A 22694-nucleotide genomic window follows, 5' to 3' on the forward strand; every position below is an offset into this window, starting at 1 on the left:
GATACAAGCGGCGCGACATGGGGCGCCGACACCAAACGCGCTGTTGCGCAAAGGGAGAATGCAATGAGCTTTATCAACTCGCTCGCCGCCGGCGCGCTTCTCGCCATGGGGACGACAACGCCGCTCTATGCAGAGGAGTTTTCGGGTCAGCAGAAGGTTGAGATTGAGAAAGTCGTGCACGACTATCTCATTTCCAATCCGGAGGTCATCAAGGACGCTATCGACGAGCTAGGCAAGCGCGAGAAGGTCGCTGAGGCCGCGACGCGCGAAAAGGCGGTCAGCCAGCATGGCGACAAAATTGTGAACTCGCCCAACCAGGCCGTCGTGGGCAATCCCAACGGAGATGTCACGCTCGTCGAATTCTTTGATTACAATTGTGGTTACTGCAAACAGTCGCTCAATTCCGTCGCCAAGCTGATCGAAGCCGATCCCAAGCTTCGCGTGGTGCTTAAAGATTTTCCGGTTCTTGGGCCAGACTCCGTCGAGGCGGCGCAGGTCGCAACAGCCGCGCGCATGCAACTCGACAACCAGAAGTTCTGGGATTTCCATCGCAAGCTGCTTTCGACGCGCGGCCACATCGGCAAGCAACAGGCGCTTGCGGCGGCTAAGGAGGTCGGCGCGGACATGCCCCGTCTCGAGAAGGACATGTCGAGCCCTGAGACCAAAGCCGCATTAAAGGAAGTCGCCACGCTCGCCGATGAGCTGCGGTTCGACGGAACGCCCGCCTGGGTGATTGGCAAGGAGGCGGTCATCGGCGCCCTGCCCTACGCTCAGATGAAGGCCAAAGTCGAGAACATGCGCAAATGCGGGAAAACCGTGTGCTAGCGGGCGACGGGCTTCCTTTGCGGCGGCATTAAGGCTAAGAGAGACGGCCTGCCGGCTTTGAGATTTTCGGGAACGTTTCGGAAGCGCTATGTCAGCCGTCCACGTGCTTAACGGTCCCAATCTCAATCTTCTTGGCAGGCGCGAACCGGCGATCTACGGAACCGCGACTCTCGACGACATCCGCGCAATGCTGGAGAAGCTTTGCGCCGAACGTGGCATGTCGCTCGTCTTCCGGCAATCCAATCACGAAGGCGATCTCGTCGAATGGATTCAGGAGGCCGGCGTCGCCGGCGCGCCCGTTATTCTGAACGCCGGTGCGCTGACGCACACCTCCATCGCTCTCTATGACGCGATCAAAGGCGCGGACGCTTTCGTTATCGAAGTGCATCTTTCAAACGTGCACGCCCGCGAAAGCTTTCGCAGCCGCTCCTTCATCTCGCCGGCGGCGCGCGGCGTCATCGCCGGATTTGGTCCGTTGTCGTACGTCCTGGCCCTTGAAGCTATCTTTGAAAACGAACTGAGAAAGAGCTGAGACACTTATGGCGCGCAAAGCTCAACCGCCTCACACCGCTTCCCGCCGCAAATCGACTTCGGCGAGCGCGCCCGTCATCGACGCGGATTTGCTGCGCGCGGTCGCGGAACTCGTCGCAGGCAGCGATTTGACTGAATTCGAGGTGGAGAAGGGCGATCTGCGCATTCGCGCGGCGCGCACGCCGGCCGCCGCGGTTGCAAGCGTCGTCGCGGCGCCTGCGGCGGTAGTCCAGCATCTGCAGCCCACGTCGACGCCAAGGCCTGCAGCGACGCCTGCTCCGGCCTTAGCCGAGCGCGCCGCCGAATTCGTCGACGCGGTGAAATCGCCCATGGTCGGCACCGCCTATCTTCGACCAAATCCGGACGCCAAGCCATTCATCGAGATCGGCGCGCGCGTTTCGGTCGGCGACAAACTCTTGCTGATCGAAGCAATGAAGACCTTCAATGATATCGTCGCCCCAAAGTCCGGCGTGGTGACCGCCATATTGGTCGAAGACGGCCAGCCCGTCGAATATGGCGAACCTCTCTTGGTCATCGAGTAGCGGCGGCAAAGGATGTTCGACAAAATCCTTATCGCCAACCGCGGCGAAATCGCGCTGCGCATCTTGCGCGCAGCTAAGGAATTGGGCGTCGCGACAGTCGCCGTGCATTCAACCGCGGACGCCGACGCCATGCATGTCAAACTTGCCGACGAGTCGGTCTGCATTGGGCCGGCGCCCGCGCGCGACTCCTATCTCAATATTCCTGCCCTGCTCTCCGCCTGCGAGATCACTGGCGCGGACGCCGTGCATCCGGGCTATGGCTTCCTTTCAGAAAACGCGCGCTTCGCCGAAATCCTTGAAGAGCATAACATCACCTTCATCGGTCCGAAGTCAGAGCATATTCGACTGATGGGCGATAAGATCGAGGCGAAGGCGACCGCAAAGAAGCTCGGCATTCCCTGCGTTCCGGGATCCGACGGGCCGATCTTGAGCGAGAAGGATGCGTTAAAGGTCGCCGAAAAGATCGGCTTTCCCGTGCTGGTGAAGGCGGCGTCCGGCGGCGGCGGCCGCGGGATGAAGGTCGCGCGCGATAAGCATGATCTTTCTATCGCCATCGCCACCGCGCGCACCGAGGCCAAGGCCGCGTTCGGCGACGACACGGTTTACATCGAGAAATTTCTCGAGAAGCCGCGCCATATCGAAATTCAGATTTTCGGCGACGGAATGGGCCAAGCCGTGCACCTCGGCGAACGCGATTGCTCGCTTCAGCGTCGCCATCAGAAGGTCTGGGAAGAAAGCCCCTCGCCCGCGCTCAACGACGCGCAGCGCATGGAGATCGGCGAGATCTGCGCAAGCGCCATGCGCGACATGCAATACGCCGGCGCCGGCACGATCGAGTTTCTCTACGAAAACGGCGAATTCTATTTCATCGAGATGAACACGCGCATTCAGGTCGAGCATCCAGTGACGGAATCGATCACCGGCGTCGATCTCGTGTGCGAACAGATCAGAGTGGCGGCCGGCTCCCCGCTCTCATTGCGCCAGCAAGACATCTGGTTTTACGGCCACGCCATCGAGTGCCGCGTAAACGCCGAGCATCCCGTGAGCTTCAGGCCTTCGCCGGGACGCATTGCCTATTATCATCCGCCAGGCGGCGTCGGCGTGCGCGTCGATTCGGCGGTCTATCAGGGCTATACGATTCCGCCGAACTACGACTCCCTCATCGGCAAGCTGATTGTTCACGGGCGCAACCGAACGGAGGCGCTGATGCGCCTGCGGCGCGCGCTCGATGAATTCATCGTCGACGGCATCGACACGACGCTTCCACTGTTTCGAACGCTGGTGCGCAACGCTGACGTTCAGAACGGAATTTACGACATTCATTGGCTGGAGCATTTTCTGGCGACAGGCGGCATTGAGCCCGACTTTTAAGAGCTAAGGATCACGAGTTGGTCCAATGGCGCGGAGAGAAGCTCAACTGCACAATCAAGAAATAATTCGACTTCTCGAAAGAAAGTCGGCGGCCGAGGGTGGCGCGGCGTTCTAGCGCCGCTATCCTTGAGAAGATGTCCCGCCTCAACGCCCCTTACGCGATCACGCCGCATCTTCTGCTACGCGCTTATTCAATCGGACTTTTTCCGATGGCCGAAAGCGCCGAGGACGATCAGCTTTACTGGGTTGATCCTGAGCGGCGCGCGATCTTTCCGCTCGACGGCTTCGCCATATCGCGCTCCTTAGCCAAGACCGTGAAGTCCGATCGTTTCGACGTCGGAGTCGACCTAGACTTTGACGCTGTGATCGACGCTTGCGCCGCTCCCGCCTTTCGCCGCGAGCGGACCTGGATCAACGCCGAAATCCGCAGGCTTTATCGCGAGCTGTTCGAACTCGGATTCGCACATACCGTAGAATGCCGTAGAGAAGGACGCCTTGTTGGCGGGCTATATGGCGTCGCTTTGGGGGGCGCCTTTTTCGGTGAGAGCATGTTCCATCTGGAACGCGACGCCTCGAAGGTGGCTCTCACCCATCTCGTCGCTCGGTTGAGAGCAGGCGGCTTCCAACTGCTCGATACTCAATTTATTACGCCGCATCTCGCCTCGCTCGGGGCTGTCGAGATCTCGCGCGAAGAATATCATCGCGCGCTCGAACAGGCGCTGTCGGCAAAGGCCGACTTCAATGTCTGGCCGAAAAACGCGGGAGTGATGGGAACGCAGGCGCTGGCGGCGCTCTCCGGCTAGAAAGGCTGAGCTGGGGCTCCCGCTGGCGCTGCGGCGGGAGTCGCCTGTTCGCCGCGCCGCTTTTTCTTCCGCGAAGGCGCAGCCGGAATCTCTCCAGGGGGAACCATAGCCTCGGGATCGACGGGGACCGGCGCGGCCTGATCGGCGGGCCCGATGGGCTGATTTTCCATCGGAGGCGGCGCTGTGGGCTCAACTCTGCGTGAGCGGCGCTTCTTGCCGCCTTCGGGAGGAGAAACCGCCTCGGCCTCGGCAGGCGGAGCCATAGGCGCCGTCGCTTCGGCGGGCTGCGCGACCGTCTCCTTGCCGCCTTTACAGTCGACGAGCCAGACGTCATAGACTGGATGCTCGACGCCATGGAGGCCTGGACTCGCGGCGAACATCCAGCCCGAGAAGATGCGCTTTGCTTCCTGTTTGGCGTCGACCTTGACGCTTTCAGGCTTCGGGTTTGTCCCAGGCTCCGACTTGAGAACGAGTTCGTCCACCTCGACGAAGCTCGTCGTCTGCGGCGTTTCGGTCTGAGGACGCGTGTTGCAAACGCGCGGCGTCACCTGCAGCGCGCCGAACTGCACGGTTTCGTCGATGGCGACGTCGAAATTGATGATCCGTCCCGTGGTCTTGTCGAGACCCGCGAAAACCGCGCTGGGGTGCCGGATCGGCTCGGCTGAAGCGCCGATTATAAGAAACGCCCACGCGCCGACCGCCGCTGGCGCCAGTGACAAGCGCAATTTCATCCAATCACCGCATGAGTCTCCGCCGGAAAAAGGCGGCAGACCAAAACAGGCAACAAAGGCGTTTCCAAGGAAAAGCGCCGCTCAGCCTTCAGGCCGCCAGGCGGCGTAATCGCCACCGGTCGGGGGGCGCTCGCCGAGCGCGAGCTGCGAGCCGGGCGGCCGATAGGCCTGGGGCGTGCCCGTCAAATTTGGCTGATAGGGAAGCTCCCACGACCGCGGCCGATAGCTCTCCTCCGTCGGAGGCGTATCCACCGTGTGGTGAAGCCAGCCGTACCATCCGGGCGGCGTGGCTGAACCCTCGCAATAGCTCTTATAGATCACCCAGCGCCGTTCAAACCCCAACGCCGGATCGATCTTGCCGCCGCGCCGACGGTAATAAACATTGCCGAATTCGTCCTCCCCGACGCGTTCGCCGTAAAGCAGCGTCCACAGGCCGGTGCTGAGCGTCGCGCGGTTCCACCAGGTGAAGAAGCGAATGATGTAGGACATGTATCGAGCCGTCCTCGAATTTCGTGGCCCCTTATTGCGTCTGGCGGCGTCAATGTCCAGCGCGGCGCGCGAGCTTGACGCTATCCAGCCATTCCAGCCACGCTAAGCTAGTGCAGCCTGGAGCTGCGTCGGAGAAACGTCCATGTCCGCGACCCTGTCCGCCCAATGCTGTGTCGTCGGCGGCGGCCCTGCCGGGCTGATGGCCGGATTTCTCCTCGCCCGCGCCGGCGTCGACGTGATCGTGCTCGAAAAGCATGGCGATTTCCTGCGAGACTTTCGCGGCGACACGATCCATCCCTCGACGCTGCGGCTGATGGAAGAGCTCGGGCTGCTCGACGAATTTCTGCGCCTGCCCCATCACAAGGCCTATGAACTCGCGGCCTGGATCGGCGAGCGGAAATATAAAGCCGCCGATTTCAGAAGCCTCGGCGGAAGATGCAATTTCATCGCCTTTATGCCGCAATGGGACTTTCTCGACTTCATCGCCGCGCACGCCCGCGCGCTGCCAAATTTCAAGCTGCTGATGCAGACTTCCGCCGAGGATCTCGTCTGGAACGGCGACCGCGTCGTCGGCGTCAAGGCGACCGGACCCGAAGGGCCGCTCGAAATCTCCGCTCCTCTCGTCATCGCCGCCGACGGACGCGGCTCGCATACGCGCGCCGAGGCCCATCTTGATGTCGAAGATCTCGGCGCGCCGATGGACGTGTTGTGGTTCAAGCTGCCGCGCGAGGAGAGTGACCCCGACGAGACTTTCGGCCGTATCGTGCCGGGACGCATGCTCATCATGATCGACCGCGGCTCCTATTGGCAGTGCGGCTGCGTCATTCCCAAGGGCGGCGCGGAGGAATTACGCCAGAAGGGCCTGGAGGCTTTCCTCGACTCCATCGCCAAGGCGACGCCCTTCCTCGCCGACCGCGTCGGAACGCTCACCGACTGGACGCAGATCAATCTGCTCACCGTTCAGGTCAATCGCGCGAAGACATGGAGCAGGCCCGGACTGCTGTGCATCGGCGACGCGGCGCACGCCATGTCGCCAGTCGGCGGCGTCGGCGTAAATCTCGCCATTCAGGATGCCGTCGCGGCCGCCAATCTCCTCGCCACGAAGCTGCGCCTGGGAACGGTCACGGACGACGATCTCGCGGCCATGCAGCGGCGGCGCGAATTCCCCGTGCGCGTGACGCAGCGCCTTCAGCTCGCCATCCAAAATCGCGTCGTCCGCAGCGTGCTCGCCGCCGACAAGTCTTTTGAGGCGCCGCTGGCGCTGCGACTACTCAACGCAGCGCCGTTGCTGCGCCGATTGCCGGCGCGGCTTATCGGCCTCGGCGTTCGGCCCGAGCATATCGCGACGTGATATCGATTAATCAGCGTCGCGAATAAAAGCGCCGAAGGCGCGCGGGCCGTCGCCCGTCTCCGCTTTTCCGAGAACTTTGAGCGTTTCCGCGTCGAGCGCCCATAGCTCGTTCGAAAACCAGTTTGCGACGTAAACGCGCGCGCCGTCGCCGCTCGCGGCAAGGCCTTCCGGATATTCGCCGACTTTCAAAGTATCGAGCGGCGCCAATGTCTCGGCGTCGAAGACGCTGACGCTGTCGCCATGCTGATTGGCGACGAAAATGCGGCCCTTGGCGAGCGCCACAGTGTAAGGCCGGCTGCCGCATTTAAGCGTCGCGATGACTTTGCGCGCGCGTAGATCGACGATGCTGACGTCGTCCGATTCCACATTGGCTGAATAGGCGCGCGCGCTGGAAGCATCGACCGTGACGCCGAAAGGATGCTTACCGACTGGTATCGTCCCGACGCGGGAAAATGTCGCCGCGTCGATGAGTGAAAGCGCGTTGTCGTCACGGTCGGCGACGACAATTATCTTGCCGTCCGGCGCGACGGCGACGCCCGACGCCATTGCGCCAACGCCGACGCTGCGCTGCGCGCCGCTTGCGAGATCAATCTCGACAAGGCGCCGACCGTAAAGATCGGCGACATAGACGCGCTTTCCGTCAGGGCTAGCGGCGACGCCGAGCGGTCCGCCCTCAACTGGAATGCGTTTCTCAATCTTGCGCGTCACGGCATCGACGATTGTGAGAAATTTGCCCTCGGGGCTGGTGACGAAGGCGCGCGCGCCATCACGCGACACGGCGATTCCCGCTGGCTTGCCGCCGATAGGCAGTGTCGCGACGGTCTCCATTTTGGCGAGATCGACGATCGACAGCGCATCGGCGCCTTGCGCCGTGACGAAGGCTTCCGCCGCGGATACGGGTGGGGCGATGGCGATGGAGAGAAACAATGTCGCCGTCATGGCCGGGCTTGACCCGGCCATCCACGCGAGCGCGAAGCGCTTCGCCGCTTTTCTTGCAACGCGTCGCATCGCCTTGGCGTGGATGCCCGCGACAAGCGCGGGCATAACGGGTTTAAGCCTCACCTCTGTTCCACCTTCGCCTTCAACGCCGCGAGATAGGCGCGCTGGAGCTTCGTCACCGCCACAAGGGCGACGTCGTCGTTCAATTCCGGCGGCGGATCATTCGTCGGATGACCGCGATAGAAACGCGCCTTCCATTCGACTTCCGTCTTGCCGCCCTCAGCCGGTCTTAAGGTGATGAGCGCCGTGTAATTCGTCGCCGGCAGACGCTTCACGTCGTCGCCTTCGCGATGCAGGCCCAGCATCATCCGCTCGGCGTCGCGCTTGGTCAGCAGTTCTTCGATTGCGCCGCCGTCGGCCATGACCAGCCTGCGCCGCGCCTGATCGGGAACGTCATCGCCAGACGCTTCGACGCGGGCGACGCCCGGCAGCCAGTCGGCGCGCGCGAAATCGCTGACGACCGCCCAGACTTTTTCGGGCGGCGCATCAACGATCGTTGTTTCGACCACTTTCAGCGGCGAAGCGCCATGCGCCGCAAGAGCGGTGATCGGCAGGAACGAAGCGAGCGCCGCCGCGGCGCCAAGAAAGAGCCGTCGCGTTACGGCGATGTTTGCCGACCCTTTGCGCATGGCGCGCGCTTACTTGCCCTCCGCCTTCGCCTTCAACGCGGCGAGACCAGACTTGTAGATGTCGGATACAGCCTTCACGCCCGCCTCGTCGGAAAGCTCCGGCGGCGGATCATTATTCATGAAGCCGCGATAAAAGGCGCCCTTCCATTCAACGACGCTCTTGCCGCCTTCGTCCTTCACCGAAATCGTCGATGAGTAATTGTTGACCGGCAATACCTTCACGTCGACGGCGTCGATCTTGTAGCTGATCGACTTGCCCTCAGCGTCGTATTTCGTGAGCGTCTCGTCGATGACGCCGCCGTTCTTGAGGGTCAGCTTGCGCTTGGCGTCGGGTCCGTTGTCGCCCGTCCCTTCCGTCTTGGCGATATCGGGATGCCAGCTCATGTTCTGAAAATTGCCGATGATCTCCCAGACCTTCGCGGCCGGTGCGTTGATCTCGATCTTTTCGACCACCTTTTGGCGCGATGGGCCATGCGCGAAGGCCTGCCCAGCGAGCAGCCCGGCGGAAAGAAGCGACAGGGCCGCAGCAGCAAATGCGCGGCGCGCAAGCACAAACGTCATTAGGTTCTCCCGAGAAGCCTGACCTCGCCGCCACCGCAGGGGCGGCAGGCGGACATAAGGGCGCCTAAAGCGGCGGCGTCAAGCGAAGACCATCTCCGGTCATCTGGGCGTCAGCGATCTCTGCGCCGGCCATCCCGGCGTTTGCAATCCTGGCGTCGGCCGTCTCAAAATTGGACGGCAGTTTGGAGGCGTGCCGACGGTTCCCAGAGGACATTGCTGCCGAATGATCGGCCGGCAATTTGGCTGCCATCTGCCGATCGTGCCTGGAGGACAAGGCTGCCTCACGACGATCGGCCGGCAATTCGGCTGCCATTTGCCGATCGTGCCCGGCGGGCAAGGCTGCCTCACAATGATCGGCCGGCAATTCGGCTGCCATTTGCCGATCGTGCCCGGCGGGCATGGCTGTCTCACGACAATCGGCCGGCAATTCGGCTGCCATTTGCCGATCGTCCCCGGCGGGCACGGCTGCCTCACGACAATCGGCCGGCAATTCGGCTGCCATTTGCCGATCGTCCCCGGCGGGCATGGCTGCCTCACGACGATCGGCTGACAATTCGGCTGCCATTTGCCGATCGTGCCCGGCGGGCAAGGCTGGCGCTCGATGACCGGCGGAACGTGCGGCTCCGGAAGCGCCGGCGTGATTTTCCCGACGCACTTCCCGCGCCGCTCGGTCGTGCCGGGCGGACAGGCGCAGGCCGCGCCGTTCCAAACGCGGCCGCCTGTGCAGACGCCGACGCAAGTTGATTTCTGTGCGTCCGGTTGCTGGCCGGCGGGACAGCACGCGCCGCCCGTCGTGATCTGGCTGCTCAGACAACATTGGCCGTCTGCGGTGGATGCGTAATTCGGGGGACAAACTGGCGCCGTTGGCGTCTTACCCGCTATGCGGATCGTCCAACAGGCTTGCTTGGTGGGCGTAACGACGCCGCCCCCCGTTTCCTGTTGCGCTTCTCGTTGCGGCGTCGGCGCCTTGCGCGCCTCGCCGCCGGACTGCTCAATGGCCGAGGCGGGGCTACGACCGGTCATCTCGCGCCATTCGAGTACGCCGCAAGCGGTCTTCTCGATGGGCGCCGGCGGCGGCTCCGTCAGGTTCGGGGCGACCTTTCCTTCAAGCCGCACCACCACCTCGTCGCCGGGCGCGAGCCCGCAATCTTCAACGCCGCAAGTGAAGACGTCGCCCTCCTTCGAGCAGGACCACCTCGAAGCTGCGCAATATTTGGGCGCCCGGGTCACGCGCGCTTCTGGAAAGTCGGATCCCGACGGCAGAGTGATGCGCTGGGTGAGCGAGCCGCGACCGAAATGCTCGCGCCCAGTAACGGTGAACTCGTAATAGGAGCAGTTCGGCGGAATGCAGGGGCCCGTTCCTGTGGCCAGATAGTCCAAAAACCAGACTGGAGGCGCTGGAATGCCTGGACACTGGCCGAGCGCATTTGGCGCGGCGCCGTTTAGACAGCATTTGTTCACAGGATAAGCTGTCTGGCCGCCCGGACACATGGCGGCGTGGCAAAGGCCGTCCAAGCCTATCTGGCCACCGGCTGCGCACGTCCCCCACGCTGCGCAAAACGTCGTTCCCGCCGAACATGCCGCCTGCGCCGGCGTTGCTACGCATGTCGCATTGCTCCAGAGCCAGGCGGCGGTTGGGACGCCCGGCGGGGCGGTGATCAAATTGAACCCGGTGGGGCACTTCTTCAGGGGCGACTTCGGGCATTTGTTGCACGCAAGCGTGTTCGGCGCACAGCCCGGGATTTTCGTCGGGGCCGCGCCATTCCAGCAAATCCCCGGCCCTCCTGGCCCCGGACCGTGGCCAGGCTGGAATCCGTGCCAGCATTCAAGGCCGGCGGCGCCGTTGGGGCATATCGGCTGACACACGCCTCCGAAACCCGGAATCTGGCCCACTGGGCAGCATTGCAAGGCGTTGGTCGCAAGGTGCGAGCCCGGCGGGCAAATTGGCGGCGGCGGCGGCGGACCATCGTCCCACCATGGGCCTGGGCCGCCTTCATCGATCCAAGGCGGTAAGCCCCCTTCCTCACCTCCGAACCCCGGTCCGGGACCAGGCGCGGGCGCTGGTCCAGGAGCCGGCCCAGGCCCCGGCCCTGGAGCGGGACCGGGCGCCGGTTCGGGCGGCGGCGCCCCTGGCGGTCCGGACGGCGGCGCGCAATTCCGTCTAATTGCAATATCGCCGAGCCCGCCGCGGGCGTTCGGATCGTCGAAGCGATCATCATAATCAACAAAATAACTTGCGAGTGGCGGCGCATTTGCTGGTCGAACAAGGTCGGCGCCATTGCCTTGCAGGCCATTGACGCTGACAGGCCCGCCCTGGGCCAGTCGGGCGGCGAGACCAGAATCGGCGGAAACGCGCAACTGCTCGCCCGTCGACCAAAGGAAGCCGCCGCAGGAAGCGCGATTAAGCTTGCCGGCCGGATCATAGCTGTAGCCGAGCGCGACGCCGCCATCTCCGTTTTTCATCTCTCCGAAGAAACCGATCGCATATTCGTCGGGAGCCGCCTGCCAGGCGGCGCCTGCTTCAACGGACGCCGTCGGCGCGTAACGCAGGACACGGCCGATCCCGGGCTGCGCCAACGCGCCAAAGTCATAAGCTCCGGTCGGGGCGGCGCGCTCGGCCAGCAGCATTCGCCCCTGGTCATCGAAGGCGATCTTGGAGATTTCGGTCGCGCCCGCGCCGGGTGCAACCGTGACCTCGATGCGCGCATCGGCGGCGAACGTCCCGTCCGGCATAATCGCAACAGACCAAATCTGCAGGCGTTCCGCGACGGCGTAATAAAGTCGTCCGGCGTGAACCGCGAGGCCAAAGATACGTCGTTCCGGCGGCGCATACCCCCACGTCGCCGGGTCGTCGGTGTGGAATTGCGCGCTGGCGATGTCGAGACGATTGGCCGGATTGAATGGCGCCGCCGGCAGGCCTGCGCTCGGCCGCCCCTGCGCGCCGTGGTCGTAGTGGCTGCGCTCCGCCCCGGTCATGTCGAGGCGGTGAATCATGCCGGTGCCGCGGTCGGCCACAAACAGATTGCTTGAGGCTGCGTCGAAAGCGAGCCCGCCGAGCGCGGGGCCCGGATTTGGCGCCCCGCCCAGCGTCACATTGGCGAAGAGCCGCGTTTCGCCTGTTACGCCATCGATTCGCCAGATCGAGCCGGGGCCGCCCTGAAGCGTTGAGGGGCCAAACAGTCCCGGCATGAAGCTCGCGTTTGGCGCGCCCTGCTTCGCGCGAACCGGCGCGCCCTCGCCGCCGGCGTTCGCCACGACGATCGGCAGCCCGTAGGCGGAGGTCGAAGCGGCGTAAATGTTCGGCGGCGACGCATTGTCCAAAGCGACCGCGAACACCTGGCCAATCCGGCCGGCGGTTAGGGTGAAAGGCTTCGGAGCCTGCAGAAGCTGAGTCCGCGGCGGCGCTAGGGGTCCCTGAAGATCGATTACGCGTAGCGCCGGCCCGTTAAGATCGATAAAAGTTTGGTCGGCTGGATTGGCCTGCGGCGCGATGAGCCTGGGCGGCTGCGCGCCGGAAAACCCCGTCACCACAGCATTGCCATCAGCGAGAACGCCGTTTGACGGCGCTTGTTGCGCGTAGGATGGACCGTGACTTGCGACGAGCGCAATGATCGCCGCCGCAGCAAATCCACGCCATCTCGGCCAATGCGACCGAACTGCAGCAATTACTCGCAGAACGTTGAAGAAAAACTGCTGCGCATGGATCATAACGGCGCTTTCAAATTGTTCGGCCGATATCCCCGGTCCGTCCTGAATATCAAAGCTCATTCTGCGCTGATGCGGCCCGCCGAACAAGCCCGAGCTTTAATACGCAGGAGAACGCCAGTGAGGACATCCTTGAAAACCGTCACACATTCGTCTTACGAGCGCGCCATCTGCGCGCCATGCCCTATCTGCGCGCGCTCGCCTTCGCCTTCACGCTGACGGGCGCTTTCGTCTTTCTCGTCCCGCTACAGGCGCTGGCGCGCCGGCGCGGCTGGCCGATTCAGCACGTTATCCAGACGCGCTTCTGCCGCGCGGTCTGCGCGGTCCTCGGCATTCAGGTCGACGCGCGCGGCGCCCTGCCTTCGCCTGCGCCGCGCTTTGTCGTCGCCAATCATGTGTCCTGGACCGACATTATTGCGCTCGCGAGCCTCTACCCTTTCGTCTTCCTGGCGAAGAGCGAAGTCGCAAGCTGGCCAGCGCTCGGTCTGCTTGCGCGGCTCCAAGGCACCGTCTTCGTCGAGCGGGGTTCGAGGCAGGACGTCGCGCGGGTGAATGACGCGCTCGCCGATGTGCTGCGCGCGGGCGGCGATCTCGTCGTCTTTCCCGAAGGCACGTCGAGCGACGGCGCCGAGGTTCTGCCGTTTCGCTCGGCGCATTTCGCGCCGCTGGAAGCGATGGCTGCGCGGGGCGAAGCGCCGACGCTTGCGCCCGTGGCGATCGCCTACTCCGACGGCGCGCGTAAGATCGATGTCGGCTGGTATGGCGACATGACATTCTTGCCGCATCTATGGAGTCTCATGAAGCGCGGCCGCTCACAGTGCCACGTCGCGTTTGGCCCGCCAATTGAGACGACCGGCAAGGATCGCAAGACGCTCGCGACCGAGACGCGCGCGTGTGTGCAGAAGTTGCTGGCGTCGCTTTAGGGCAACCGGAAAGCATCGCAGTCCTCGTCCTTCGAGACGCCGCTTCGATCTCGGGCTTGCCCGAGATCGCATCTAATGCGCAAGTCGGGTAAACCGCGACTTACGGGCGGCTCCTCAGGATGAGGACTGCTTGTGGCGGTTCAAGCGAAATCAATTTGCGCAACCCAAGGCTCCTCATCCTGAGGAGCGTGCACAGCACGCGTCTCGAAGGACGAGGAGCCGTTTCGATTTGCGGCTGTCACTCCCGACAGGCTGAAGGCCTGATCGGGAATTCGGAGTTGCGACCCCAATCTCTTGCGTTCGCGCTGGATTCCCGATCGCGCTGTGCGCATCGGGAATGACAGAAGCGCTACGCCGCGCGGCGATGGGACGCGCCGCCGAAGAATTCCAGATAGCGCGCGTCAATTTCTGCGACGGGCATCACCACAAAGACATCGGTCGTGTTGAATTTGCGGTCGACGACGGCGCCGTCGCCGAAACGCGCGCCGAGCCGCAAATAGCCCTTGATCAGCGGCGAGAGCGCGTCGCGCGCCTTGCGCGGGTCGAAGGCGTCGCGCGCGAGCATACGCATCGGCGTATGCAGTTCTTCTCGCGCGCTGACGCGCCACTCTTCCTCCGCGGGCGCGTAATGCGCGAGATAGCTCAACGCCTGCGCATGGGCGAGCGGATTGGCGCCGTGCAAGCTTGCGCAGCCGAACATCACGTCGATGTCATGCGCCCGCACATAGGCGAGAAGCCCGCGCCACAGAAGTTCGATCGTGCGCTTGCTGCGATAGGGGGCGAGCACGCAGGAGCGCCCGAGCTCCAGCGCGCGCATGCCAACATGGCGCGCGAGGAGCGGAGCGACGTCATATTCGCTTTCGGAATAGAAGCCGCCGGCCTTCCGCGCCATGTCGTCGCGCATCAGCCGATAGGCGCCGACGATTTTTGGCCTGATCTTGCCGAGGCGGGTCTGCGCCGCGTGATCAATAACGATGAGATGATCGCAGAATTTATCGAACCGGTCAGCGTCGCGGCGGGTGAAGGCCGTGCGGGCGTCGGGAATGGCGCCGCCTTCTTTGTAAAAGACCTGGTAGCGCAGGCGCTGAGCCTTGCGCACTTCCCTCTTGCCGCGCGCGAGACGCACTTCGAGCGCACCCAAACGGCCAAGCGCATCGCTGAGCGCTTTTTTAGTCTCTTTCGGCCTTTTCGAAGCAGTTTGCGGAAAATTGACGAGGGCGAAGATCGACTGACCGAAGTCCGCGTTAACCGTCCACATGTGCGAGTCGCTCCGCTACGATCCATCTGATTGAAGATCACGGTGAGGCGAAGCTTTTGTGACGCGACGATTGCTGCTGCGCCGCTCGAGTTGCGGATCTGGCGCATGTAAGCGCATGTACAAGGCGAGAAAACCAATGAGAGCGACCATGATGAAAAGATTGCGGCGCGCCGGCGCGGCGATCTGTCTCGCCGCAACGCAAGCGCGCGCTGAGACGCCGCTCGCCGGCTGCTACGAACGAATCTATGACGAAGCGCATCTTGGCGCGCATCGCCATCAGATCGTGCGCCATGTGCGACTGAAGATTGCGCCAACTTCGGTGTCGCCGTCGGAAAGCGGCGCAAAGCCGCCCATCGCCGACGCGCTCCTGCAGATATGGACGGGAGAACAGAAGAAGAGCTTTGACTCGCTTGGCGCCTGCTGGTCCGAGGCCGACGGCCTCGTCTGCAACGGCTCCGATTCAGCCGCCGAGACGCGTGTCTGCAAGACGAAGACGCCAGGCGTTCGCGATTGCCGGATCGACGACGCGCATTCGGGTCGCTTTCGCATCGCGCCGCGTCCAGGCGGAGCGTTGGTCGTTATCGTGCTGGAGACGTTGGAGCTGCCGCAGACGGGCTCAGACGTGGGGCCGTTTCTTTATCTGAGCCCGAGCGATGCGCAGAACCGCGATTTTCTGCTGAAAGCCGCGCCTGAAAAGGCTTGCAAATAGTTTCCGCGCCGCAGGACAATCAATCAGCGTAATCCGGCCCCTCATCCTGAGGAGGCCTCGAAGAGGCCGTCTCGAAGGGTGAGGGGCCGGCGCGCCGCCACTAACGAACGCTAAAAGTCCGGCTTGCCGAATCTCGCGAGATGACGGACCCTCCTTAGGGCCCGGCTGGAATTTTCGCCTTTATCCACTAAATTATCCACATATTGTCGTTCTATTAATTTTTGACCACTACATCTTGACGCCGTCGGAAGACTCGCGCAGTCTGGAGGCATCACGGAATGACGACGCGGCGAACCTTCCCAAGGGAGTTTGGCCGTCCCCGGCGCCAGCCGGACGTGAGCGTCACTTTGCGTGAAGGCAATTTTCGTTTCGGAGCGTCCTTCAGCCGCGGAAAGGCTTTCCGTGTGACCGGGGCGCGTGTCTTTCGAGTTCCGGATTTGGCAAGAATTGCGTCGCGGGCCGGCGAACGGCTGCGCGCGGGCGGACGCCTGCGCTTTGAGGGGATGGAACGATGAAAATTGAGCGGCGCTACACCAAGGCGGGCGAATCTCCTTATGCGAACGTTCCGTTCCGCACGACGAAGAGCGAGATCCGCAATCCCGATGGCTCCATCGTCTTCTCCCTCGACAATATCGAAGTCCCCAATCAGTGGAGCCAGGTCGCGGCCGACGTTCTGGCGCAGAAATATTTCCGTAGGGCCGGCGTGCCGGCGCGCCTGAAGCGCGTCGAGGAGAACGCCGTTCCCTCCTTCCTGTGGCGCTCCGTCGCCGATACGGAGGCGCTCGCAGAACTGCCCAAGGACCAGCGCAATGGCTCCGAGACCTCCGCCAAGCAGGTCTTCGACCGTCTCGCCGGCGCCTGGACCTATTGGGGCTGGAAGGGCGGCTATTTCGACACGGAGGAAGACGCCCAGGCTTTCAGCGACGAGCTTCGCTACATGCTCGCCATGCAAATGGCGGCGCCGAATTCCCCGCAATGGTTCAACACCGGCCTGCACTGGGCTTACGGCGTCGACGGGCCGAGCCAGGGCCATTTCTACGTCGACTACGCCAACGGCAAGATGGTGAAGTCGAAATCGGCTTATGAGCATCCGCAGCCGCACGCCTGCTTCATCCAGTCGATCGCCGACGATCTCGTCAATGACGGCGGCATCATGGACCTCTGGGTGCGCGAGGCGCGGCTCTTCAAATATGGCTCGGGCACCGGCACCAATTTCTCGAAGCTGCGCGGCGAGAAGGAAAAGCTTTCGGGCGGCGGCTCTTCATCGGGCCTCATGTCCTTCCTCAAGATTGGCGACCGCGCGGCGGGCGCGATCAAATCCGGCGGCACGACGCGGCGCGCGGCGAAAATGGTCGTCGTCGACATCGATCATCCCGACGTCGAGCAATTCATCGACTGGAAGGTGAAGGAGGAGGAGAAGGTCGCATCGCTCGTCACGGGCTCCAAGATCGTCAAGAAGCATTTGAAGGCGATCATGCGCGCCTGCGTGAACTGCGAGGGCCCCGGCGACGACTGCTTTAACCCAGAGATCAATCCGGCGCTGAAACGCGAGATCAAGCTCGCGCGCCGCAACGAAGTGCCGGACAATTACATCAAGCGCGTCATTCAGTTCGCCAAGCAAGGCTACAAGGACATCCAGTTCGACACCTATGACACGGACTGGGACAGCGAAGCCTATCTCACCGTCTCAGGCCAGAACTCCAACAACTCCGTGCGCGTGACGGACGAGTTCTTGCAAGCGGTGGAGAAGGACGGCGACTGGACTCTCATCAAGCGCCTCGATGGCAAACCGGCGAAGACGCTGAAAGCGCGCGACCTGTGGGAGAAGATCGGCTACGCGGCCTGGGCTTCCGCCGATCCGGGCATCCAATTTCACACGACGATCAACGACTGGCACACTTGCCCGGCGGGCGGCCCTATTCGGGCGTCGAATCCGTGTTCGGAATATATGTTCCTCGACGACACGGCCTGTAACCTCGCCTCGCTCAATCTGCTGCAGTTCCGCGACCTCGAGACCAAGCGCATCGACGTCGACTCATACGAGCACGCCGTGCGGCTGTGGACCATCGTGCTCGAAATCTCGGTGCTGATGGCGCAATTCCCGTCGAAGGAGATCGCGCAGCTTTCCTACGACTACCGCACGCTCGGCCTCGGCTTCGCTAATGTCGGCGGCCTCTTGATGTCGTCCGGCGTCGCCTATGACAGCGAGGCGGGCCGCGCCATCGCCGGCGCGCTTTCGGCGATCATGACCGGCGTCTGCTATGCGACCTCCGCCGAAATGGCCAAGGAGCGCGGACCCTTCGTGCGCTTCATGGAAAATCGCGAAGCGATGCTGCGGGTCATCCGCAATCATCGCCGCGCCGCGCATGGCGAACGCGTTGGCTATGAGCAGCTCGCGATTGCGCCGGTGCCGCTCGACAAGACCGCGTGCCCCGATCAGACATTGATCGAGCGCGCCGGCGCCGCTTGGGACAGAGCGCTCGCGCAAGGCGAGCTCTATGGCTATCGCAATGCGCAGGTCACTGTCGTCGCGCCAACCGGCACCATCGGCCTCGTGATGGATTGCGATACGACCGGCATCGAGCCCGATTTCGCGCTCGTTAAGTTCAAGAAGCTTGCGGGCGGCGGCTATCTCAAGATCGTCAACCGCGCCGTGCCAGAGGGACTGCGCGCGCTCGGCTATCGCGAAAGCGAGATCGCCGAGATCGAGGCCTATGCCGTCGGCCACGCCACCCTCTCCAATGCGCCGGCGATCAACACCGCGAGCCTGCGCGCGCGCGGCTTCACCGACGAAAAGATCGCAGCGGTAGAAGCGGCGCTGCCGTCCGCCTTCGACATCAAATTCGTCTTCAACAAATGGACGCTTGGGCCCGACTTCCTCACCGACACGCTGAAAGTTCCGGCGGCGTCGCTCGACGACAAGAATTTCGATCTTCTGACTCATCTCGGCTTCGCCAAGTCCGAGATCGAAGCGGCGAATATTCATGTCTGCGGCGCGATGACTCTCGAGGGAGCGCCCTATCTGAATCGCGAGCACTATCCGGTGTTCGACTGCGCCAATCCCTGCGGGCGCACCGGCAAGCGCTATCTTACGGTCGAGTCGCATATTCGCATGATGGCGGCGGCGCAGCCCTTCATCTCGGGCGCGATCAGCAAGACCATCAATATGCCGAATGACGCGTCGATCGAGGATTGCGAACAGGCCTATCTGCTTTCATGGCGCCTCGCGCTCAAGGCTAATGCGCTCTACCGCGACGGCTCCAAGCTCTCGCAGCCGCTCTCGGCGCAGCTCATCGCCGGCGACGACGACATCGACGCGATGGACGCCGTCGAGGAAGTCGTAACCGCCAACATGCCGGCGCGGGCCGCGACGATCGCCGAACGCGTCGTCGAGCGCGTCGTGCATCAGTTGATCCGCGAGCGCGAGAAGCTGCCGGATCGCCGCAAGGGCTATACGCAGAAGGCGGCGGTCGGCGGCCACAAGGTCTATCTGCGCACCGGCGAATATGCCGACGGGCGCCTGGGCGAAATCTTCATCGACATGCACAAGGAAGGCGCGGCCTTCCGTTCGTTGATGAATAATTTCGCCATCGCGATTTCGCTCGGCCTGCAATATGGCGTGCCGCTCGAAGAATATGTCGACGCCTTCACCTTCACCCGCTTCGAGCCCGCGGGTCCGGTGCAGGGCAATGACGCGATCAAGAACGCGACGTCGATCCTCGACTATGTGTTCCGCGAGCTTGCCGTCTCCTATCTCGGCCGCAACGATCTTGCGCATGTGTCGCCGGACGACATCGGTCATGACGTGCTCGGAAAGGGCCAGCATGAAGGCAAGGCGCCCGAGACGAATTCCGTCGTCTCGCGCGGCCTCTTACGCTCCAAGACCGACAGGCTGATGGTGGTGCAAGGCGGCGGCGCGGTCGCTTTGAAGGCGGAGCCAACGCCGGAGGCCGTGCGCGAGGCGGAGGCGCTGTCGTCGCTCGGCTGGACCGAGCCGACGAAGACGGTCACTGGCGTCGCCGAGAAACGCGCCGAAGCGCGCATGAAGGGCTATGTCGGCGAAGCCTGCCCCGAATGCGCCAATTTCACGCTGGTGCGCAACGGCACTTGTTTGAAGTGCGAGACGTGTGGCGCCACGACGGGGTGTAGTTGAGCGAAGGAATGATCTGAGAAACAACGCGCTTGTGGGGAAGGACAAGCAAAATATCAAGGAGTATGGCGTATGCCCCACGACTTCCGTGCGAAACCGCTGTCAGACGAACAGGTTTGTCGCTACGCTAAACAGGCGCGTGACGCATTTGGGCAATCTGCCGCAAGCCGGATTGACATAATCGAATGCCTAAAGTCCAAATCGATTTGGACCATTAGGGGGGTCAAGCCTCTTCGCTTCTCAGTCGTACCCGATGCCGAGATGGGTGACGACGACGGCAAGACAACTGTTACCTCTGAAGAGGTATCCATTCAAATCAAACACAGCGTTTTCGAAGATGCGAAATATGGAGTCGGACGTGCGCGACACACTTGTGCCCATGAGATCGCCCACGGGGTCATGCATGAAAGCTCAGAAATGCTTCGCGTTGCCACGGGCAACACGAAGCATTTTTGGCTGAAGCCGTATGAATCTGGCGAGCATCAGGCCGGCGTATTTGCGACGGCTTTCCTCATAAATGATGAAATCGCAGAAAAAGCAGTTAGCGCTTCTGATATTTCGGTTCAAGCCGGGATCAGCATGGAGTCTGCAAAAATCTATTTTTCAAATCTTGAAAAGAGACGCAATCGAGCCCGGACTGCTGAAAAAATTCAACTTCTCCGTGATGAGTACATGAATGAGCGGCGTGATTTATCCCATTCGCTTCATTACCTTGATGAACCATGTACGGTATGCGGTAGCAGGACAGTTTTTCCCGTGGGATCGAAATACATGTGCCAAGAATGCGACACTGTATCGGACCGTTACCAGGATGGCGATCCAGGCTAGTAGGGCGCAACAAGGGCCCCTCATCCTGGACCTTGCACGGAAGGCGGTTTTTCCTACGACGCAGTAGCTTCCCCCGCGATCTTGCCGAAATCGGCGACGCCCATCATCACGCGGCGCAGCTCGGCGAGGAGCCGCAAGCGGTTCAAGCGCAAATCGGCGTTCTCGGCATTGACCGTCACATCGTCGAAGAAGGCGTCGACCGGCGCGCGAAGTTTTGACAGCGCGCGCATGGCGCCGGCGAAATCTTCCGTCTTCAAATGTTCCGCGGTCTCTTCGCGCGCGCGGGCGATCGCCGCGGCAAGCTTATGCTCCTGCGGCTCGATGCGCAGATTCGGCGCGTGGCGCTGCGCATAGGCCTCCGGCCCGTCCTTCTTCTCTTCAATCTTAAGAATATTGACGGCGCGGCGGAAACCCGCGAGCAGATTTCTGCCGTCGTCGGTTGCAAGGAATTTGTCGAGCGCGTCGACCTTGCGCGTGATCATGAGCAGATCGTCCTGTAGCGGAGCGCTTGTCGCTTCCTCCTTCTCGGAGTCGGCGAAGGCGACGGCGCCAAGCGCCGCATCTATCAGATCGTATCGCGCCCCCTTGTCGCGCAAGTAGACCTTCAGGCGATCGATGAAAAACTCGAGGAGGTCCGCTGCAACGTCATGCCCGGACTTGTTCCGGGCATCAACGCTCTTGTGTCGCCCGTGGATGGCCGGGACAAGCCCGGCCATGACGCCATGAAGCGGCAACCGCAGCTCATTCTCCAACACAATCCGAATGACCCCTAACGCCGCGCGGCGCAGCGCATACGGGTCCTTGCTCCCCGTCGGTTTTTCGTCGATCGCCCAAAAGCCGACGAGCGTGTCGAGCTTGTCGGCGAGCGCAACGGCGATCGATGTCGGATCGGTCGGGATACGGTCGTTCGGCCCCTGCGGCTTGTAATGCTCCTCGATCGCCGCGGCGACGCTGGCGTCTTCGCCTTGCGCGGCTGCGTAATAGCGGCCCATCAGTCCTTGCAGTTCAGGAAACTCGCCGACCATTTCGGAAACGAGATCGGCCTTGCAGAGCGTCGCCGCGCGTTCCGCCAGAAAGGCGTCGGCGCCGACGATCGGCGCAAGCTCCTTTGCGAGCGCAGCGATGCGCTTCACGCGCTCGCCCTGCGTCCCAAGTTTTTCGTGAAAGACGATGGCGTCGAGCTTTGGCAGACGCTCTTCGAGCCTCAACTTGAGATCGGTCTCGTAGAAGAACTTCGCGTCCGACAACCTCGCGGCGATGGGGCGCTCATTGCCGGCGACGATCGTCGCGCCGCCGTCCGAGGCCTCGATGTTGGCGACGAGGATGAAGCGGTTGGTGAGCTCCCCGTTCTGGCGCAAGACGAAGCATTTCTGATTGACGCGGATCGTCGCGCGGATGACTTCCGCTGGAACTGAGAGGAAACTCTCGTCAAACGACCCCATGAGCGTCACGGGCCATTCGACGAGTCCCGCGACTTCTTCGAGAAGACCTGCATCTTCGACCAGCTCCAAGCCTTGCGCGAAGGCGAGGTCTTTTGCGTCATGCAGAATGATGTCGCGCCGGCGCGCCGGATCGATGACGACCTTCGAGCGTTCGAGCGCCAGCGCGTAATCGTCGAAGCGCTTCACCTGGATCGCATAAGGCGCCATGAAGCGATGGCCGTGGGTCACATTGCCCGACGTAACGCCGTCGACCTCGAAAACCACGACGTCGGGCGTTTCGGTTTCAGGTCCGAAAGTCGCGACGATGGAATGGAGCGGCCGCACCCAGCGCAGCGAATCCGGGCGCTCGGAGGCCGCGCCCCAGCGCATCGATTTGGGCCAGGGAAAGCTTTTGACGATCTCGGGGAGAATTTCGGCGAGCACGTCGATCGTCTCGGCGCCGGCGCGCTCGATCACGGCGACATAGAACTCGCCCTTCTTCGGGTCCTTCTCGATCTTCGCCTGATCGAGCGACGCGAGACCGGCGCTTTTGAGAAAACCGGCGATCGCCGCCTCCGGCGCGCCGACGCGCGGACCTTTGCGCTCTTCGCGAAGATCGGGCTGGCGCGAAGGCAGGCCGACAACTTGCAGAGCAAGGCGGCGCGGCGTCGCATAGGCGGCGGCGCCCTCATAGGTCAGTCCGCGCTCGACAAGCGCATTGGTGACAAGCCGCTTCAGGTCGTCAGCCGCCTGACGCTGCATGCGCGCCGGAATTTCTTCGGAGAATAGTTCGAAAAGCAGATCGGGCATTGGCGGAGACTATTCCCCCTCCCCCCACTTGCCGCGGGAGGCGCGCGCTTGGTTGAAA

18 protein-coding genes are annotated in these 22694 nt (G+C 62.6%); 10 read left to right on the forward strand and 8 right to left on the reverse strand.

The window, feature by feature from the left end; all coding sequences use genetic code 11:
• Positions 1-63: 63 nt before the first annotated feature.
• From FEV16_RS12585 to aat, 5 genes are all read left to right on the forward strand, one after another.
• Positions 64-825 carry a DsbA family protein gene (locus tag FEV16_RS12585; RefSeq protein WP_138167982.1) on the forward strand — a complete coding sequence of 254 codons (762 nt, stop codon included), beginning with the start codon at positions 64-66 and terminating at the stop codon, positions 823-825.
• A gap of 88 nt (positions 826-913) precedes the next feature.
• Positions 914-1357, forward strand: coding sequence for a type II 3-dehydroquinate dehydratase (aroQ, locus tag FEV16_RS12590; protein WP_138167983.1), 444 nt, complete (start codon positions 914-916; stop codon positions 1355-1357).
• 7 nt (positions 1358-1364) lie between these two features.
• A complete protein-coding gene (gene accB / locus FEV16_RS12595; RefSeq protein WP_138167984.1) occupies positions 1365-1898 on the forward strand; it encodes an acetyl-CoA carboxylase biotin carboxyl carrier protein in 534 nt (177 codons plus the stop codon).
• Between the two features lie 12 nt (positions 1899-1910).
• On the forward strand, positions 1911-3269 hold the full coding sequence (gene accC / locus FEV16_RS12600; protein WP_138167985.1) for an acetyl-CoA carboxylase biotin carboxylase subunit: 1359 nt from the start codon (positions 1911-1913) through the stop codon (positions 3267-3269).
• A 134-nt stretch (positions 3270-3403) separates the two neighbouring features.
• The gene (gene aat / locus FEV16_RS12605; RefSeq protein WP_138167986.1) at positions 3404-4072 is read left to right on the forward strand and encodes a leucyl/phenylalanyl-tRNA--protein transferase; all 669 of its coding nucleotides are present in this window, start codon (positions 3404-3406) and stop codon (positions 4070-4072) included.
• Here aat and FEV16_RS12610 read toward each other — a convergent pair.
• Together FEV16_RS12610 and FEV16_RS12615 are read right to left on the reverse strand one after the other, a co-directional pair.
• Positions 4069-4803, reverse strand: a complete 735-nt coding sequence (locus FEV16_RS12610) for a DUF2155 domain-containing protein (RefSeq protein ID WP_138167987.1) — start codon at positions 4801-4803, stop codon at positions 4069-4071. The two genes, aat and FEV16_RS12610, sit on opposite strands and share 4 nt — an antisense overlap.
• Before the next feature lie 81 nt (positions 4804-4884).
• On the reverse strand, positions 4885-5292 hold the full coding sequence (locus tag FEV16_RS12615) for an NADH:ubiquinone oxidoreductase subunit NDUFA12 (protein ID WP_138167988.1): 408 nt from the start codon (positions 5290-5292) through the stop codon (positions 4885-4887).
• A 142-nt stretch (positions 5293-5434) separates the two neighbouring features.
• Between FEV16_RS12615 and FEV16_RS12620 the strand changes: the two genes are divergently transcribed.
• A complete protein-coding gene (locus tag FEV16_RS12620) occupies positions 5435-6643 on the forward strand; it encodes an FAD-dependent oxidoreductase (protein ID WP_138167989.1) in 1209 nt (402 codons plus the stop codon).
• 6 nt (positions 6644-6649) lie between these two features.
• Here the strand turns inward: FEV16_RS12620 and FEV16_RS12625 are convergent, their stop codons facing one another.
• The 4 genes from FEV16_RS12625 to FEV16_RS12640 form a co-directional block, all read right to left on the reverse strand.
• The gene (locus tag FEV16_RS12625; RefSeq protein ID WP_246657310.1) at positions 6650-7705 is read right to left on the reverse strand and encodes a YncE family protein; all 1056 of its coding nucleotides are present in this window, start codon (positions 7703-7705) and stop codon (positions 6650-6652) included.
• Positions 7702-8271, reverse strand: coding sequence for an SRPBCC family protein (locus tag FEV16_RS12630; RefSeq protein ID WP_138167990.1), 570 nt, complete (start codon positions 8269-8271; stop codon positions 7702-7704). The genes FEV16_RS12625 and FEV16_RS12630 overlap by 4 nt, the downstream gene beginning before the upstream one ends.
• Positions 8272-8280: 9 nt before the next feature.
• Positions 8281-8832, reverse strand: coding sequence for an SRPBCC family protein (locus FEV16_RS12635; RefSeq protein ID WP_138167991.1), 552 nt, complete (start codon positions 8830-8832; stop codon positions 8281-8283).
• Between the two features lie 99 nt (positions 8833-8931).
• Positions 8932-12600 (reverse strand): hypothetical protein, encoded by a 3669-nt coding sequence (locus FEV16_RS12640; RefSeq protein WP_138167992.1) that lies wholly within the window; start codon positions 12598-12600, stop codon positions 8932-8934.
• 116 nt (positions 12601-12716) lie between these two features.
• Between FEV16_RS12640 and FEV16_RS12645 the strand changes: the two genes are divergently transcribed.
• Complete coding sequence (locus FEV16_RS12645; RefSeq protein WP_138167993.1) at positions 12717-13460, forward strand: lysophospholipid acyltransferase family protein; 744 nt, start codon at positions 12717-12719, stop codon at positions 13458-13460.
• Between the two features lie 349 nt (positions 13461-13809).
• Here the strand turns inward: FEV16_RS12645 and FEV16_RS12650 are convergent, their stop codons facing one another.
• Positions 13810-14718: a GNAT family N-acyltransferase gene (locus FEV16_RS12650; RefSeq protein WP_138167994.1), complete on the reverse strand. Its 909-nt coding sequence runs from the start codon at positions 14716-14718 to the stop codon at positions 13810-13812.
• 148 nt (positions 14719-14866) lie between these two features.
• Here FEV16_RS12650 and FEV16_RS12655 point away from each other — a divergent pair, with 148 nt between their 5' ends.
• From FEV16_RS12655 to FEV16_RS12665, 3 genes are all read left to right on the forward strand, one after another.
• On the forward strand, positions 14867-15427 hold the full coding sequence (locus FEV16_RS12655; RefSeq protein WP_138167995.1) for a hypothetical protein: 561 nt from the start codon (positions 14867-14869) through the stop codon (positions 15425-15427).
• 511 nt (positions 15428-15938) lie between these two features.
• Positions 15939-19580 (forward strand): vitamin B12-dependent ribonucleotide reductase, encoded by a 3642-nt coding sequence (locus FEV16_RS12660; protein ID WP_138167996.1) that lies wholly within the window; start codon positions 15939-15941, stop codon positions 19578-19580.
• Between the two features lie 69 nt (positions 19581-19649).
• Positions 19650-20405, forward strand: coding sequence for an ImmA/IrrE family metallo-endopeptidase (locus FEV16_RS12665; protein ID WP_138167997.1), 756 nt, complete (start codon positions 19650-19652; stop codon positions 20403-20405).
• 53 nt (positions 20406-20458) lie between these two features.
• Here FEV16_RS12665 and glyS read toward each other — a convergent pair whose 3' ends face one another.
• Positions 20459-22636, reverse strand: a complete 2178-nt coding sequence (gene glyS / locus FEV16_RS12670) for a glycine--tRNA ligase subunit beta (protein WP_138167998.1) — start codon at positions 22634-22636, stop codon at positions 20459-20461.
• Between the last annotated feature and the right edge of the window lie 58 nt (positions 22637-22694).

This window comes from Methylocystis sp. B8 (genome assembly GCF_005771425.1).
Taxonomy (GTDB): domain Bacteria; phylum Pseudomonadota; class Alphaproteobacteria; order Rhizobiales; family Beijerinckiaceae; genus Methylocystis.

What these genes read in the sequence shown, in the direction of transcription:
- FEV16_RS12585 (WP_138167982.1), top strand. Translation starts at nt 64, where the DNA reads ATGAGCTTTATCAACTCGCTCGCCGCCGGCGCGCTTCTCGCCATGGGG.
- aroQ (WP_138167983.1), top strand. Translation starts at nt 914, where the DNA reads ATGTCAGCCGTCCACGTGCTTAACGGTCCCAATCTCAATCTTCTTGGC.
- accB (WP_138167984.1), top strand. Translation starts at nt 1,365, where the DNA reads ATGGCGCGCAAAGCTCAACCGCCTCACACCGCTTCCCGCCGCAAATCG.
- accC (WP_138167985.1), top strand. Translation starts at nt 1,911, where the DNA reads ATGTTCGACAAAATCCTTATCGCCAACCGCGGCGAAATCGCGCTGCGC.
- aat (WP_138167986.1), top strand. Translation starts at nt 3,404, where the DNA reads ATGTCCCGCCTCAACGCCCCTTACGCGATCACGCCGCATCTTCTGCTA.
- FEV16_RS12610 (WP_138167987.1), bottom strand. Translation starts at nt 4,803, where the DNA reads ATGAAATTGCGCTTGTCACTGGCGCCAGCGGCGGTCGGCGCGTGGGCG.
- FEV16_RS12615 (WP_138167988.1), bottom strand. Translation starts at nt 5,292, where the DNA reads ATGTCCTACATCATTCGCTTCTTCACCTGGTGGAACCGCGCGACGCTC.
- FEV16_RS12620 (WP_138167989.1), top strand. Translation starts at nt 5,435, where the DNA reads ATGTCCGCGACCCTGTCCGCCCAATGCTGTGTCGTCGGCGGCGGCCCT.
- FEV16_RS12630 (WP_138167990.1), bottom strand. Translation starts at nt 8,271, where the DNA reads ATGCGCAAAGGGTCGGCAAACATCGCCGTAACGCGACGGCTCTTTCTT.
- FEV16_RS12635 (WP_138167991.1), bottom strand. Translation starts at nt 8,832, where the DNA reads ATGACGTTTGTGCTTGCGCGCCGCGCATTTGCTGCTGCGGCCCTGTCG.
- FEV16_RS12640 (WP_138167992.1), bottom strand. Translation starts at nt 12,600, where the DNA reads ATGAGCTTTGATATTCAGGACGGACCGGGGATATCGGCCGAACAATTT.
- FEV16_RS12645 (WP_138167993.1), top strand. Translation starts at nt 12,717, where the DNA reads ATGCCCTATCTGCGCGCGCTCGCCTTCGCCTTCACGCTGACGGGCGCT.
- FEV16_RS12650 (WP_138167994.1), bottom strand. Translation starts at nt 14,718, where the DNA reads ATGTGGACGGTTAACGCGGACTTCGGTCAGTCGATCTTCGCCCTCGTC.
- FEV16_RS12655 (WP_138167995.1), top strand. Translation starts at nt 14,867, where the DNA reads ATGATGAAAAGATTGCGGCGCGCCGGCGCGGCGATCTGTCTCGCCGCA.
- FEV16_RS12660 (WP_138167996.1), top strand. Translation starts at nt 15,939, where the DNA reads ATGAAAATTGAGCGGCGCTACACCAAGGCGGGCGAATCTCCTTATGCG.
- FEV16_RS12665 (WP_138167997.1), top strand. Translation starts at nt 19,650, where the DNA reads ATGCCCCACGACTTCCGTGCGAAACCGCTGTCAGACGAACAGGTTTGT.
- glyS (WP_138167998.1), bottom strand. Translation starts at nt 22,636, where the DNA reads ATGCCCGATCTGCTTTTCGAACTATTCTCCGAAGAAATTCCGGCGCGC.